At 74.2% G+C, this 13,581-nt stretch carries 13 protein-coding genes; 2 read left to right on the top strand and 11 right to left on the bottom strand.

What is annotated here, in order from left to right; all coding sequences use genetic code 11:
- Positions 1 to 11: 11 nt before the first annotated feature.
- From BGK67_RS04495 to BGK67_RS04485, 3 genes are read right to left on the bottom strand one after another with little or no spacing between them, the layout of a single operon-like run.
- On the bottom strand, positions 12 to 803 hold the full coding sequence (locus BGK67_RS04495) for an ABC transporter ATP-binding protein (protein ID WP_069918670.1): 792 nt from the start codon (positions 801 to 803) through the stop codon (positions 12 to 14).
- The gene (locus BGK67_RS04490; protein WP_079154009.1) at positions 800 to 1,942 is read right to left on the bottom strand and encodes a FecCD family ABC transporter permease; all 1,143 of its coding nucleotides are present in this window, start codon (positions 1,940 to 1,942) and stop codon (positions 800 to 802) included. The genes BGK67_RS04495 and BGK67_RS04490 overlap by 4 nt, the downstream gene beginning before the upstream one ends.
- Complete coding sequence (locus BGK67_RS04485) at positions 1,932 to 2,954, bottom strand: ABC transporter substrate-binding protein (RefSeq protein ID WP_069918669.1); 1,023 nt, start codon at positions 2,952 to 2,954, stop codon at positions 1,932 to 1,934. The genes BGK67_RS04490 and BGK67_RS04485 overlap by 11 nt, the downstream gene beginning before the upstream one ends.
- A gap of 267 nt (positions 2,955 to 3,221) precedes the next feature.
- Here BGK67_RS04485 and BGK67_RS04480 point away from each other — a divergent pair, with 267 nt between their 5' ends.
- Positions 3,222 to 4,460 carry an MFS transporter gene (locus tag BGK67_RS04480; RefSeq protein WP_069918668.1) on the top strand — a complete coding sequence of 413 codons (1,239 nt, stop codon included), beginning with the start codon at positions 3,222 to 3,224 and terminating at the stop codon, positions 4,458 to 4,460.
- A gap of 129 nt (positions 4,461 to 4,589) precedes the next feature.
- On the opposite strand, the gene BGK67_RS04475 is transcribed toward BGK67_RS04480, so the two are convergent.
- On the bottom strand, positions 4,590 to 6,161 hold the full coding sequence (locus BGK67_RS04475; RefSeq protein ID WP_069918667.1) for an oleate hydratase: 1,572 nt from the start codon (positions 6,159 to 6,161) through the stop codon (positions 4,590 to 4,592).
- A gap of 300 nt (positions 6,162 to 6,461) precedes the next feature.
- Here BGK67_RS04475 and BGK67_RS04470 point away from each other — a divergent pair, with 300 nt between their 5' ends.
- The gene (locus tag BGK67_RS04470) at positions 6,462 to 8,528 is read left to right on the top strand and encodes a SpoIIE family protein phosphatase (RefSeq protein ID WP_069918666.1); all 2,067 of its coding nucleotides are present in this window, start codon (positions 6,462 to 6,464) and stop codon (positions 8,526 to 8,528) included.
- 38 nt (positions 8,529 to 8,566) lie between these two features.
- Here the strand turns inward: BGK67_RS04470 and BGK67_RS04465 are convergent, their stop codons facing one another.
- The 7 genes from BGK67_RS04465 to BGK67_RS04435 form a co-directional block, all read right to left on the bottom strand.
- Positions 8,567 to 9,124 (bottom strand): pyridoxamine 5'-phosphate oxidase family protein, encoded by a 558-nt coding sequence (locus BGK67_RS04465; RefSeq protein WP_069918665.1) that lies wholly within the window; start codon positions 9,122 to 9,124, stop codon positions 8,567 to 8,569.
- 299 nt (positions 9,125 to 9,423) lie between these two features.
- A complete protein-coding gene (locus BGK67_RS04460; RefSeq protein WP_069918664.1) occupies positions 9,424 to 9,933 on the bottom strand; it encodes a hypothetical protein in 510 nt (169 codons plus the stop codon).
- Positions 9,930 to 10,865: a class I SAM-dependent methyltransferase gene (locus tag BGK67_RS04455; RefSeq protein ID WP_069918663.1), complete on the bottom strand. Its 936-nt coding sequence runs from the start codon at positions 10,863 to 10,865 to the stop codon at positions 9,930 to 9,932. The genes BGK67_RS04460 and BGK67_RS04455 overlap by 4 nt, the downstream gene beginning before the upstream one ends.
- Before the next feature lie 10 nt (positions 10,866 to 10,875).
- The gene (locus BGK67_RS04450) at positions 10,876 to 11,700 is read right to left on the bottom strand and encodes an amidohydrolase family protein (RefSeq protein ID WP_069918662.1); all 825 of its coding nucleotides are present in this window, start codon (positions 11,698 to 11,700) and stop codon (positions 10,876 to 10,878) included.
- Positions 11,701 to 11,967, bottom strand: a complete 267-nt coding sequence (locus BGK67_RS39860; RefSeq protein WP_244291144.1) for a hypothetical protein — start codon at positions 11,965 to 11,967, stop codon at positions 11,701 to 11,703.
- 43 nt (positions 11,968 to 12,010) lie between these two features.
- Positions 12,011 to 13,159, bottom strand: a complete 1,149-nt coding sequence (locus tag BGK67_RS04440; RefSeq protein WP_069918660.1) for an RNA polymerase sigma factor — start codon at positions 13,157 to 13,159, stop codon at positions 12,011 to 12,013.
- A gap of 8 nt (positions 13,160 to 13,167) precedes the next feature.
- Positions 13,168 to 13,575, bottom strand: coding sequence for a YciI family protein (locus tag BGK67_RS04435; protein ID WP_069918659.1), 408 nt, complete (start codon positions 13,573 to 13,575; stop codon positions 13,168 to 13,170).
- Positions 13,576 to 13,581: the final 6 nt, after the last annotated feature.

Here is a 13,581-nt window from a genome sequence, read left to right as displayed (position 1 = left end):
AAGAGTCCTTGTCAGTGGGGGAGCGGGGTGGCGGGGGTGCGGGCGCGCCGGCGGTAGGCCACCGCCCGGTTGCCCAGGGCGTCGGCGGCGAGTTCGGCGTCCACTTCGAAGACCTCCGCGAGCCGCTCGGCGGTCAGGACGGCCTCCGGGGTGCCGGAGGCGACCAGCCGGCCGTGGTGCATCAGCACCAGCCGGTCGCAGTACCGGGCGGCCAGCGACAGGTCGTGCAGCGCCACCAGGACGGTCTGATCGGTCCTCGCCAACAGTTCCAGCAGGTCCAACTGGTGTTTCACATCGAGGTGGTTGGTGGGCTCGTCGAGCAGCAGGCCGTACGGCTGCTGGGCGAGCGCGCGGGCGATGTGGGCGCGCTGGCGCTCACCGCCCGAAAGGGCCCGCCAGGAGCGGCCGGCGAGCGCGGTCAGTCCGACGCGGTCCAGCGCGGCGGCGATCACGGCCCGGTCGGCCGCGTCCGGCCCGCGCCAGCGGTCCCGGAAGGGGGTGCGGCCCAGGCCGACGATGTCCGCGACGCTCAGGTCGCTGTCGGAGCCCGAGTCCTGCTCGACGAAGGCGACATGGCGGGCGATGCGCCGCGCGCTCCACCGCCGTACGGGCTCGCCGTCGTACCGGACGGTGCCCGCGTCCGGGGCGCGCAGGCCCGCGAGGCAGCGCAGCAGGGAGGACTTGCCCGACCCGTTGGGCCCGAGCAGCCCGACGGTCTCGCCCGGGGCGATGTCCAGGTCGACCCCGCGGACCACGGGCGTGCCCGCCACGGACCAACTCAGCCGTTCGGCGGTGATCCTCACAGCTCACCCCTCTTGCGCAGGACCAGCAGGAACAGCGGCACACCGAGCAGCGCCGTGATCACGCCCACGGGCAGTTCCCGCGGTGCGAAGGCGACCCGCGCCAGCGCGTCCGTCCACACCAGGAACACCGCGCCCGCGAGCGCCGCGTACGGCAGGAGCACCCGGTGCAGCGGCCCGATCAGGAACCGCACCCCGTGGGGCACGATCAGCCCGACGAACCCGATGGCGCCGACGGTCGCGACGGCCACCGAGGTCAGCACGGCCGTCACCGCGAGCAGCAGCAGTCGGGTGCGCCGTACGCCGATCCCCAGGGAGGCGGCCGTGTCGGCGCCGAACGCGAGCCCGTCGAGGGCGTTCGAGCACAGCCAGGCGGCCGCCAGCCCGAGGGGCGTGACGATCGCGCAGACGAGGACCGCGTCCCAGCGGGCGGGCGCCATCGAGCCCAGCAGCCAGTGGGTGACGGCCCGGGTGGTGTCCGCGTCGGCCGAGGCCATCAGGGTCAGCGAGGTCAGTGCGGTGAAGAGCTGTCCCACGACCACGCCCGTCAGCACGATGCGCACCGAGTCCAGGCCGGTCCTCCTCAGCAGCAGCAGGAGCAGGCCGAAGGAGAGCAGCGCGCCGACCAGGGCGCCGCCGGTGACCCCGAGGACGCCTGCGCCCACGCCGAGGACCACGACGGCGACGGCGCCGGCCGAGGCCCCCGAGGACACGCCGAGGAGGTAGGGGTCGGCCAGCGCGTTGCGGGTGACGGCCTGCAACACCGTGCCGCACACCGCCAGGGAGGCCCCGACCAGGGCGGCCATCAGTACCCGGGGCATCCGCAGGTCCCAGACGAGCGAGTCCACCAGCGGCGGCAGCGGTTCGACGGCCAGGCCGAGCCGGCTGCCGAACACGGCCCCGACGTCGGCCCATCCGACATCGGCGGTGCCGATGCGCACGGCCCAGGCCATCGAGAGGGCCAGCGCCGCCGCGGCGGCGAGGAACAGCCCCGCCCGGGCCGGCGCGGACCGGCCGGCCGCGGGGGAGCGTCGCGGTGCCGCCGCCGGCGGCGGCGGGGTCCGGCGGGCCGCCGGATGCAGCAGATCCACCGGCGGCACGAGGTCCACCGGTCCCGGCCGGGCGGGCGGATCAGCGGGCATGGCCGAGGTCCCGCATGCCCGCGGCGACCAGCTCCAGTGCGTGCACGGACCGTACGGACGGGTCGAGTTCGATGCCCGGCACCTCGAGGATCTTGCCGCCGCGCACGGCGTCGAGCTTGGAGATCACCGGGTGCCGGTTCATGGCCTCGCGCTTCTCGGCGGCGCTGTCGCCCGGCCGGCCGCGCTCGGAGAGGTCGCCGATGACGATGAAGTCGGGGTCGCGCTTGGCGACTTCCTCCCAGGAGACCTCCGGCCAGTCCTCGTTCACGTCGTCGAAGGCGTTCCGGGCGCCGACGATCCGGCTCATCTCGCTGGGCAGGCCCGTCTTCCCGGCCACGTACGGCATCCCGTTGAAGACGGAGTAGAGGTAGACGACGGTCGGCTGGTCCTCGACCTTCGCGGCGGTCTCCCCGGCCTTGGCGACCGCTGCGCGCTGCTCGGCGGCGAGCCGGGCGGCGGGCTCGTCGGCGCCGAAGGCCCGGCCGAGGCTCTGGTAGTCGGCGAAGAGCAGGTCGAAGGCGGTCCTGCCGGGCTCGTTCTGCTGCGGGCAGTCGACGGCGCTGACGAAGGTGGGGACGCCCAGGGCTGCCAGTTCCTCGCGGGTGCCGGCCCGGTCCTTGGTGTAGAGGTCCCCGGAGCCGGCGACGACGAAGTCGGGGGTGGCGGAGCGCAGCTGCTCGCTGGTGGCGATCTTCGGCGCGATGACGGGGACCTTGGCGTAGGCCTCCTGGTACTTCGGCGGGATCTTCGTCTTCAGGTTGGCCGTTCCCGCCATGCGTTCCTGGAGCCCGAGCTCCAGCAGGATCTCGGTCGAGCTCTGGTCCAGCGCCACGGCGCGTCGGGGCGGCCGGTCGAAGGCCAGTTGCCGGCCGCAGCTGGCGAGGGTCGTCGCCTTGCCCCCGGCGCCGGCCGCCGGCTCGTGGTCCGGGGAGGAGCCGTCGGCGGTGGTCGAGCAGCCGGCGGTCGCGAGGACGACGGCGAGGGCGATACCGAGGCGGACGGGATGACGCATGGGTTCTCCGGTCTGGGAAGGGCGTGGTGCCGGTCGCGGGGCAGGAGTGCCGCGGCAGCAGACAGTACCGTAATGGTTATCATGTTCAATAACTACTCCGGGGGTGGCGTTTTCTCGGCGGGCGGCTGCGAACCCTTCGGCGGCGCCGGCCGCAACGGCGCCGACAGCACGGCGCGTTGACGACCCGCCGCCACCGGACCCGTCCGACCGCGAACAAGGGAGCAACACCCCGTGGCGACTCCATCCACGCCCGCCAAGGCCCCGGCAGTGGCCGATCCCGCCGACCCGCCCGCCGCCCCGTCCGTCCTGCGCGATGTCGCGTTCCTCCGCCTTTGGGCTGGAACTACCGCCTCCGGTCTGGCGACCTGGGCCCTGCCCTTCGTCCTCGGTCTGGCCGTGCTGCACCGAGAGCTCGGCCCGGCGGGCCTCGGCCTCGTCCTCGCCGCCCGGACCGCCGGCTTCCTCGCCGCGGTCGCCGTGGGCGGGGTCCTGGCCGACCGCCACTCCCGCCGGGCGGTCGTCCTCTGGTCGGCCCTGGCGGCCGCCGCGGCCGCCCCCCTCCTCGCCGCCGGCCTGGGCCGCTCGGTCCTGCTGATGACCTGCGCCGCGGCCCTGGCCGGCGCCGGACAAGGCGCCTGCCGCCCCGCGTTCCAGGCGCTCACCGCCGAGGTCGTGGCCCCGGAGGGCAGGCAGCAGGCCAACGCCGCCATGACCCTGGCCGTCCGCGGCTCCACTCTGGCCGGCCCGGCCCTGACCGCCCTGCTCGCCGCCTTCCTGGACGTGTGGACCCTGCTGCTCGGCATCGGCCTGCTCTGGCTGGTCGCCGCTCTCGTGCCGGGCCGCGGCTCCGGCGCCCCGTCCGCCGCGCCGCAAGCCGGTCAGCGGGCCTCGTTCCGCGCCGAGTTCGTGGACGGCATACGCGAGGCCCGCCGGCACCCCTGGTTCCTCGCGGGCCTCGCCGCGCTCACCGCGGTCATCGCGCTGGGCTACTCCGCCACCAGCGTCGCCCTGCCGCTGATCAGCCGGGACCGCTACGGCACGGAATGGGTGCTGGCCGCCGCCGTCACCGCGTACACCCTCGGCGCCCTCGGCGGCGCCCTCGTCATCGCCCGCTGGCGGCCCCGCGCCCAGGGCTGGGCCGCGTTCGCCGGCCTCGCCGCGTACGGTTTCGCGCCGCTGAGCCTCGTGCTGCCGCTGCACCCCGCCGCGGTGATCGCGGCGTACGCCGTCGCCGGGATCGGGATCGAACTGTTCAACGTGCCCTGGTTCACGGCCACCCAGCGCGAGGTCGCCCCGGACAAGCTCGCGCGCGTCTCCTCGCTGGACTTCCTGGTCTCCTACGGCCTGGCCCCGGTCGGCCTCGCCCTCATCGCGCCGGCCATCACGGCCTTCGGCGTCACCCCGGTCCTCGCGGTGTGCGCCGCGGTCTGCTTCGCCGCCCCGGCGGCCGCGGCACTGGTACCCACCGCCCGCCACTTCGCCCGCACCCCGGCGGCGGCCGACTGACGGGCCCGGCCGCCCCGGTGCCCCGGCCGTTCCCGCGCCGGGGCACCGGGCCCCACGGCCGTGTTCGGACGCCACGGCCTCGACGGCGGATCCGCCTGACAGCGAGCGCCGTCCGGGCGCCGCCGCCGGTCAGTGCCGGTGCAGGGTCTCCAGCGCCTCGACGAGGACCCGCGGGTCGTGCCCGCCCTTGTAGACGGGCGGGGGCTTCTTGTCGAGGCGCAGCAACTGGGACACCGCGGTCCAGGCGGTGCGCACGGAGTACTCGACGGTGAAGACCACGTCGTCGGGCACCTCGGCGTACTGGCCGATGAACGCGAGGTTGGTGGAGCCCGCGGGGACGACCTGGGGCCGGTCGCCGCTCTTGCGGACCAGGAACTGGCTGGTGATGTAGGGCATCCTCGCGGGGATCACGACGGATCCGTCCAGGATCCGCTGCCGCTCGGCGAAGGGCAGGTGCTGGAGCACCTCGTCGAGGATCTCGCGGCCCGTGCACGCGGACATGGGCTTGCCGACGTAGTCGCCCTGCTTGTCGGGGAACAGGGCGTAGCCCCACCACACGAACGTGTCCTCGGGCTGCTCGCGGAAGTGCGGCTGGTGGTTCAGCACGATGGTCAGCAGCCAGCTGGACTCCTTGAAGGTGATCAGGCCGCCCTTGCCCGCCTCGCTGCCGCTGAACTCCTCCATCAGTTTGAAGAAGAGCGGGTCCTTGGTGGTGACCGTGAACGACTCCCAGGTGGAGTCCTGGGGCGAGGAGTTGAACACCTTCGGGTCGCCCAGACCGGCTTTCGGCCGCTTCGCCGCCAGGGTCTCCCACAGCTGCCAGGCACCGCTGGACGAGGTGGTGTCCAGCGCGGGGACGGTGTCGGTGGAGCCCAGGGTGGAGTTCGCGGTCATCGAGCCGTTGGTCACCAGCACCAGGTCCTCCGGGCCGACGGCCGTCTCCCCGCCCTTCCCGCCGCGCTCCCAGGCCAGCGCCTCCACCGTCAGCGCGTCGCCGTCGGCCAGGCGCAGGTCGGTCACGCGCGTGCCCAGCTCGACGGTGACGCCCTGGCCGGTGAGCCAGGCCAGCAGGGGCCGCACGATCGAGTCGAACTGGTTGAACCGGGTCCGGTAGATCCCCGACATGGTGTCGAAGGTCTTGAACAGGTGGACGAAGCGGTTGAGGTAGCGGCGGAACTCGATCGCGCTGTGCCAGGGCTCGAACGCGAAGGTGGTGCACCACATCGCCCAGAAGTTCGTGGAGAAGAACTCCTCGTGGAACAGGTCGGAGATGCGTTTGCCGTTCAACAGCGCCTCGGGTGTGGCCACACACTTCACGAGCTCGAGACGGTCGCGCTCGGTGAAGGTCATCGAGTGCGCGTCGATGATGTTCCCGTGCCCGTCGACCAGGCGGGCCCGGTCCTCCCAGGCGAAGTCCTCGTGGAACGCGAAGGTGTCCTCGGTGACCGACGTGCCCGGGTCGTCCAGCGAGGGGATGGAGGAGAGCAGGTCGTAGGTGCAGTCGAAGTGGATCTCGAACATGCGCCCGCCGCGCATGGTGTAGCCGGTGTCGGGCGAACCCGCCGCGTCCAGGCTCCCGCCCTCCCGGTCCTGCTCCTCCAGGATCACGATGTCGCTCCCGGCGAACCCGCCGTCCCGGATCAGGAACGCCGCCGCCGCGAGCGAGGCGATCCCACTGCCCACCAGATAAGCCTTGGCCACAACCGTCCCTCGTTCCCTGGGCTGAAAACAACCCTTCACGGGTCCCCTGAACCGCTCGGCCCGACACCGGCGCGGGCCCCGGATCCCCGGATCGGACCAGCGCCCGGACCGCCGCGGTGACCCTAGGTGACGGGGAGGCGGCAGGGTGTGGGCGAGGCCGACCAGCAGGCGGCCGCACGCCGACCGGCAGACGATGGAACGGGAGCACGGCTCCCGGACGGTCCGCGTGAGCGACTCGGGGCCTGACTGCGGCCGCGGAACGCAGGGCGAGGACACCGCGGCGTCGGATGCGGGTGGCAGATGAACGAGCACAACCCGGTGCACGACCTGATCAGCAGCGCCGCGCAGGCCGCGGGCGGATGGCTGGGCGCGCTGCCGGTCGCGCTCGTGGCCACCAGCGCCGACGGCACGATCGTGCGCTGGAACCAGCTCGCCCAGGAACTGCTGGGCCACGCCCCGCAGCAGATGCTGGGCCGCAACATCGCGGACCTGCTCCATCCGGGAGCCGACCGCAGTCTGGGCCGCTCCCTGTGGGAGGCCGCGGCCATGGGGCGGGGCGTGATGGGCACGGTGACCGCCTGGCACCGCGACGGGCACCCCCTGGAGGTGGAGATCTGGGCGGCTCCGGTCTCCGACCGCGGGCACGGCACGGCCACGGTGCTCGTCTTCGCGGCGGACGCCCATGCGGCACGGCGCATCCGGGGCTCGTCGGCGGTGTGGGACGGGCTGTTCGCCCGTTCCCCGGTCGGCATCGCCATTCTCGACACCCAGCTGCGGTTCCTACAGGTCAACGCAGCACTGGAAGCAATGAACGGCCTGCCGGAATCGGCGCACGTGGGCCGGCGCCTGGCCCAGATCCTCCCCGAGGTGAACGCCCAGGAGATGGAGGACGCCATGCGCCAGGTCCTGGAGACCGGGCACCCCGTCCTGGACCGCCGCCGGGTGGGCCGGACGCCGTCCGAACCGGACCACGACCGTGTGTGGTCGTGTTCCTACGTCCGGGTGGAGGACCCCGCGCGGATGCCGATCGGCGTCATCGCCTCGCTCGTCGACATCACCGAGCAGCAGCGCGACCACGTGGAGGCCGAAGCGGGACGGCGCAGACTGGCCATGCTCAGCGAGGCCAGCATGCGGGTCGGATCCAGCCTCGACCTGGAGCGCACCGCGCAGGAACTCGCCGATCTCGCCGTGCCGCGGCTGGCCGACGCCGTCACCGTGGACGTCCTGGACGCCCTGGCACGCGGGGACGACCCCGGCATGGGGCTGACCGGCGGCGTCGCCCTGCGGCGGCTGGGCAAGGCACCCCTGTCCGGATCCGAGGTGACCGACATCCTCGATCCCCTCGGCCGTACGCTCATCTTCCCCACCGTCGCGCCCTACACCCAGGCCCTCGCGGCCCGGCAGCCGTACCTGATCGCCCGCCTCGGCGAGGAGGCCGCCGCGCCCGCCACCCGGCACGCGTCCGGGGCCGCCCACCTGGTCTCGGTGGGCGTGCACTCCGTCATCATGGCGCCCCTCGTGGCAAGGGAGTCGGTGCTCGGCGTCGCGACCTTCTACCGCACCCGCCCGGTGGGACCCTTCGGCGCCGAAGACGTCACCCTCGCCGGTGAGCTCACGGCCCGCGCCGCACTCAGCATCGACAACGCCCGGCTCTACCACCGCGAGCACGAGACCGCGGTCATCCTCCAGCGCAGCATGCTCCCCCAGCACATCACCCCGCCGCCGGGCATCGCCGTGGCCCACCGGTACCTGCCCGCGAGCGACGTCAACGAGGTCGGCGGGGACTGGTACGACGTCCTGTCCCTGGCCGGCGGGAAGGCGGGGCTGCTCATCGGCGACGTCATGGGGCACGGCATCGCCGCGGCCGCCGTCATGGGCCGGCTGTCCGCCTCCGTACGGGCCCTCGCACGCCTCGACCTCTCACCCGTGCGCCTGCTGCACCATCTGGAATCCACCCTCGCCGACCTGGCCGAACCGATGCTGGCGTCCTTCCTGTACATCGTCTGCGACCCGGCGACCGGGCACTGCACGGTCACCCGGGCCGGACACCCGCCGCCCGCCCTCGCGCTCCCCGACGGCACGGTCCACCTCCTGGACACACCGCCCGGCGTGCCGCTGGGGGTCGGGGAAGTCGCCTTCACCCCCACCGAGATCGAGGTTCCGCCCGGCAGCCTCCTGGTGCTCTACACCGACGGACTGATCGAGGCCCGCGGCCGCGACATCGACGAGCGGCTGGCCGAACTGACGCGGCTGCTCGCGGATCCCCAGCGGCAGTTGGACCACGTGTGCGACTCCCTGATCACCCACCTCGTCCCGGCGGCGGCCGACGACGACATCGCCCTCCTGGTCGCCCGCGTCGGCGGCTAGGTTCTGTCTCTTCGGCGGCCCGCCGGGGGCCGCGTCCTTCAGAAGGTCCACCGCGTGTGCGTGTACACCCCGTCGTCCCGGCCGAAGCCGTACGCGGTGGCCGGGGCCACGGCGAACACCGCGTCTTCTCCCGTGCGGAACGCGTCCCCCATCCCGTGGAAGGTGCCCTCGGGCGAGGTGATGTGCGGCCCGTACTTCGTCTCGAACGCCGTGATCACCTCCTCCAGCACCACCGGATCGGCGACCCGCCGCGCCGTGCCCTCGACCACGAGGTCGAGGCCCTCGGCGAGCGAGTTCCGCCCGGTGGTCAGCGCGCAGTGCCCGTCGTGCGCGAGGTTCCGCGCCTTCTGCTCCGCCGGGCCGGTGGAGAAGTACAGCACCCCGTCGTGCCAGGCGGCGATCACGGGCGTGACGTGCAGCCGGCCGTCGGGCCGCACCGTGGACACCCAGAAGATCTCGGCGGCCTCCAGTTGCCGCAGGGCCTCGTCCCACCCGGTGGCGGTGACGTCCGCCGCGCCCGGACGCGGATGGAGCGCGGAGCTGTAGCGGGCATCGAGTTCGGTCGTGGGCTGCTGTCCCGGTCCCTCAGTGGGCATGGCGCCTTCCTTCCCTTCTTCCCCGTCCGACCCTCTGCCGGCGCCGGGCTCACCGCCGCGCCGGACTCCAACCCCACGCGGTGAGCATCCCCGGGGACGGTCCGGTGTCACCTGGGAGACGTCGGTACCGATGCTGTCGCGCAGCCCCTGCCACATGGCCCGCATGGCGCGGGGTGTACGGGGTCGTGGGCGCCGACTCCGGGGTCAGGTAGCCATTGTGGCAAGGGGGAGCGAATGCCACATGTCGTACGCCGCGCCGCCGGGTGCCTGCCGGCGGCTCTGGCTCGCCCCCGCGGGTGTCACCGCACCTGCTGGTACCAGCGCCGGTGCACCGCGGGTTCCACGCACAGGACGGCGGCGCCGGCGATCGTGCCCACCAGCAGCGCCGGCCCGCCGCCGTTGACGAGCGCGCCCAGGCAGGCGGCGGCGACGGCGAGCGGGCGCAGCAGGGTCAGCGGGCCGAGGCCGACGACCATCGCGAGGGTGCTGGCGCGGAACGGCAGGACGAAGTAGGCGCCGAGCGAGAGCAGCACGGCGGTGGCGTAGACGGCCAGCGGGAGCAGGTAGCCGAGGGCTCCCGCGGTCAGCGCGTCGTAGGTCCGGGCCGGGTCGGATGCCGTCAGCAGGACGAGGGCGCCGGTGAGCACGGGGGCGAGCAGGACGACGGCCCCGACGCCCAGCCCGCGCAGCGCGGCCCGGGCGGTGGCCCGGTGTTTGCGGATGCGGGCGTCGCGGCCGGCGTAGGCGCGGAAACCGCTGAACGCCGCGTCGACCAGGCCGAGGAGCACGAGCAGTACGGCGAGCCTCATCGGACGGCCTCGGCGAGGTGCTCGGGGCCGACCAGACGGCGGGCGGCCCGCCCGAGGGCCCGGCGCAGCGGCGCCTCCAAGTGCGGGCGGACCCCGAGGACCGGGCGCAGTGTGGTGCAGAACGGGTTCACCGCGCCGCGCGGCTCGTACAGCAGCGGCCGGATACCCGGTACCGCGGCGGCGCGCAGCAGGGTCCCGTCGCTGTGCGCGCGCCGCGCGGAGACGACGCCGTCGTGGCGGCCGAGCGGGTGGCGCATCCGGGCGCGGTGGAACACCCAGGCGCCGATCGGCGCGAGGCCGGTCGCGGCGATGTCGAAGTGGCAGAAGGCGAGCGCCGGCGAGGCGGCCTGGGCGCGGAAGAACTCGGCCAGGGCGGGGCCGCGGAAGTGGTGCAGCACCCCCGTGGAGACGTAGACGGTCGCCGCCTCCGGCAGGTCGAAGGCGTTGCCGTGGACGAAGCGGCAGTCGAGGCCCTCCGCGCGGGCGAGCCGGCCCGCCTCCCCGACCAGCGCGGCATCGAGGTCGACGCCGACCAGTTCGACGTCCGCGCCGAGGGCGTCGGTGGCCGCCAGCCAGCGGACCAGGTATCCCAGCCCGCACCCGACGTCGACCAGCCGGTACGGCCCGGGCTGCCCGCTCGTCTCGCGGATCGCGGTGAAGAGCGGGCCGAGCAGGTGGACGAGGCGTTCGCCCATCCGCAGCTCCTCGCTCAGGCGCTGGAGCTCGGTGTGGACGCTGATGAGCAGGCGGTCCACGGCGCGGGGGTCTAGCACGCCGTCCTCGTCCGCGGGCAGCCCGGCGACGATCCCGGCCGCGCGCTCGTCACCGCTCTCGCGGAGCAGCCGGACGGCCTCGGCGCGCCGGACCGGGAGCCGGCGGCCGCTGTGCGGATCCACCGCCGTGATCAGATCGGATATCTCGAGTCGCTGCACGGGGCAGACCCTACGGCCTCCCCGGACCCGGCGGTTCTCGCAGGTCGGGAACGTGCGGGCGCCGCGGGTCGATGCGGTAGAACGCGGCGGCGTTGTCCCACAGCACCGCGTCGAGGTGTTCCCCGCCGACGGCTTCGGCGACGAGGGCGAGGTCGTCGTCGGAGAACGGCCGGCGGGCGCGGGTGGAGGGCAGGTCGGTGCCGAACATCAGCGCCGCGGGATCGGCCCGCACGATGGCGGCCATGGCCGTTGCGGGGTCGAGGTCGACGCGCCCGAATCCGGTGGCCTTGACCTTCACGCCCCGCTCGACCAGGTCCAACAGGTGGGGAAGCCCGTCGCGGTGCAGACCGAGGTGGTCCACGCTCACGGCGGGCAGGGCCGCCAGGGTCGCGGCCAGGTCGGGCAGGTCGCGCGCGTCGACGTAGAGCTCGGTGTGCCAGCCGGCGACCTCGTGGACGCGCCGGGCGAGGCGGTCGAGCTGGTCGAGGGTGGCCGAGCCGCCGCGGCGGACGTTGAAGCGGACCGCCCGTACGCCGGCCGCGTCGAGGCCGCCGATCTCCTCGTCCGTCACCGTGGCCGGTACCTGGGTGACCCCGGCGTAGCCGGGGCCCAGCGCGGCCAGCGCCGCGCGCAGGTAGGCCTGGTCGAAGCCCTGGAAGGAGCCGGACACCACCGCCCCGCCGCCGATGCCGAGTCCGGCGACGCGCTCGCGGTACCGGGCCACCGTGAAGGCGGGCGGCAGGTAGCCCTGGTTCTGGGTCAGGGGGAAGCGCGGGTCGACGATGTGCAGGTGGGCGTCGAACACCGGACGCCGCGGCTCTGCGCCCGCCCGCATTCAGCGCCCCCCGTCGGCGGCGTGCAGGCCCGGGGTCCGGTTCTGGCCGACGAGGTCGTGACCGGCGCCGTAGCCGGTGACGGTCCCGGCCGCCGGCGGCTCGACGTCGGTGTTCCAGCCGAACCGCGCGTCGTGGGCCTCGCCGGGCGCCCGCAGGGCCCAGCCCAGGGCACCGGGACGGTCCGCGCGGCGCACCACGGCGTGCGGACGGGGTTCCTCGTACGGCATGACGCCCTCCCGGGGCTCCTCGGCAGCTGCCGCTGACACCACTGTTCCCGTCACGCCAGGCGGGCCGCCCCATGCCCCCCGGTCAGCGGCTCCGGTGGTGGGCGTTGAGCCGGGCGGCCTGGCGCGTCAGGTGGTCGCGCTCGGCGAGGTCGGACGCCTTGCGCGCCGCCTCGGCGTAGAGCCCTGCGGCCGTCGCCAGGTCGCCGTCCCGCTCGTGCAGGTAGGCCGCCACCGCGGTGTACCGGGGCAGGGAATCGTCCAGCGCGGCGAGCGCGGCCAGGCCGGCGCGCGGTCCGTCGGCCTCACCGACGGCCACCGCCCGGTTGAGCCGCACGACCGGGCTGTCGGTCAGCCGCGCGAGCTCGTCGTACCACTCGACGATCTGCACCCAGTCGGTCTCCTCGGCCGTGGGCGCGTCGGCGTGCAGGGCCGCGATGGCGGCCTGCGCCTGGAACTCGCCCAGCCGGTCGCGGGCGAGGGCCGCCTGCAGGATCGCGATCCCCTCGGCGATCGACGCGGTGTCCCACCGGCCGCGGTCCTGCTCGGCGAGCGGCACCAGGCCACCGTCGGGCGCGGTACGGCCGGCGCGCCGGGCGTGGTGGATCAGCATGAGGGCCAGCAGCCCCGCCACCTCGGGGTGGTCGATCGCCGCCGCGAGCTGCCGGGTGAGCCGGATGGCCTCCGCCGAGAGGTCCACGTCGCCGGAGTAGCCCTCGTTGAAGACCAGGTAGAGGACGCGCAGCACGGTGGCGACATTGCCGGGCCGGTCGAAGCGCACGCCGGAGACGGTGCGCTTCGCCCGGCTGATCCGCTGCGCCATCGTCGCCTCGGGCACCAGGTAGGCCCGGGCGATCTGGCGGGTGGTGAGCCCGCCGACGGCGCGCAGCGTGAGCGCGACCGCCGACGACGGCGACAGCGAAGGGTGGGCGCACAGGAAGTAGAGCTGGAGCGTGTCGTCCGCCGCGGCGGCGGGCCCCGGCGCCGGCTCCTCCTCCACGCCGACCTCACGACGCCGCCGGGCCGCGTCCGCCCGGGTCGCGTCGAGGAACCGCCGCCAGGCCACGGTGACCAGCCAGCCCTTCGGGTCCCGTGGCGGCCCGGCCGGCCAGACGCGGACCGCTTCCACGAGCGCGTCCTGCACGGCGTCCTCGGCCGCCGCGAAGTCGGCTCCGCGGCGGACGAGGACGGCGAGCACGCCCGGTGTGAGGCTCCTGAGCAGGACCTCGTCCATCGGTGACGTCACTCCGTGATGGTGGGCGGCGCGGACAGGAAGGGGCGCACCTCGAGCCACTCGTGGATCGGCTTGCCGCCCGCCCCGGGGGCGGCCGACAGCTCCCCGGCCAGCTCGACGGCGCGCTCGTAGCTGTCGACGTCGATGATCATCCAGCCGGCGATGAGGTCCTTGGTCTCCGCGAACGGTCCGTCGGTGACCGGCGGGCGCCCCTCACCGTCGTAGCGGACCCACGCTCCCCCGGGGGCGAGCGCCTGGCCGTCGACGAACTCGCCCGTCGTCTCCAGCCGGGCCGCGAAGTCGTTCATGTACTGCACGTGTGCCGAGATCTCCTCGGGGCTCCACTGGTCCATCGGCACGTCGTTGACCGCGGCCGGAGCGCCGCGGTAGTGCTTCAGCAGGAGGTACTTGGCCATGACGAT

Source organism: Streptomyces subrutilus (genome assembly GCF_001746425.1).
In the GTDB taxonomy this organism is placed as follows: domain Bacteria; phylum Actinomycetota; class Actinomycetes; order Streptomycetales; family Streptomycetaceae; genus Streptomyces; species Streptomyces subrutilus_A.
This window is presented reverse-complemented; position numbering and strand designations above follow the sequence as displayed.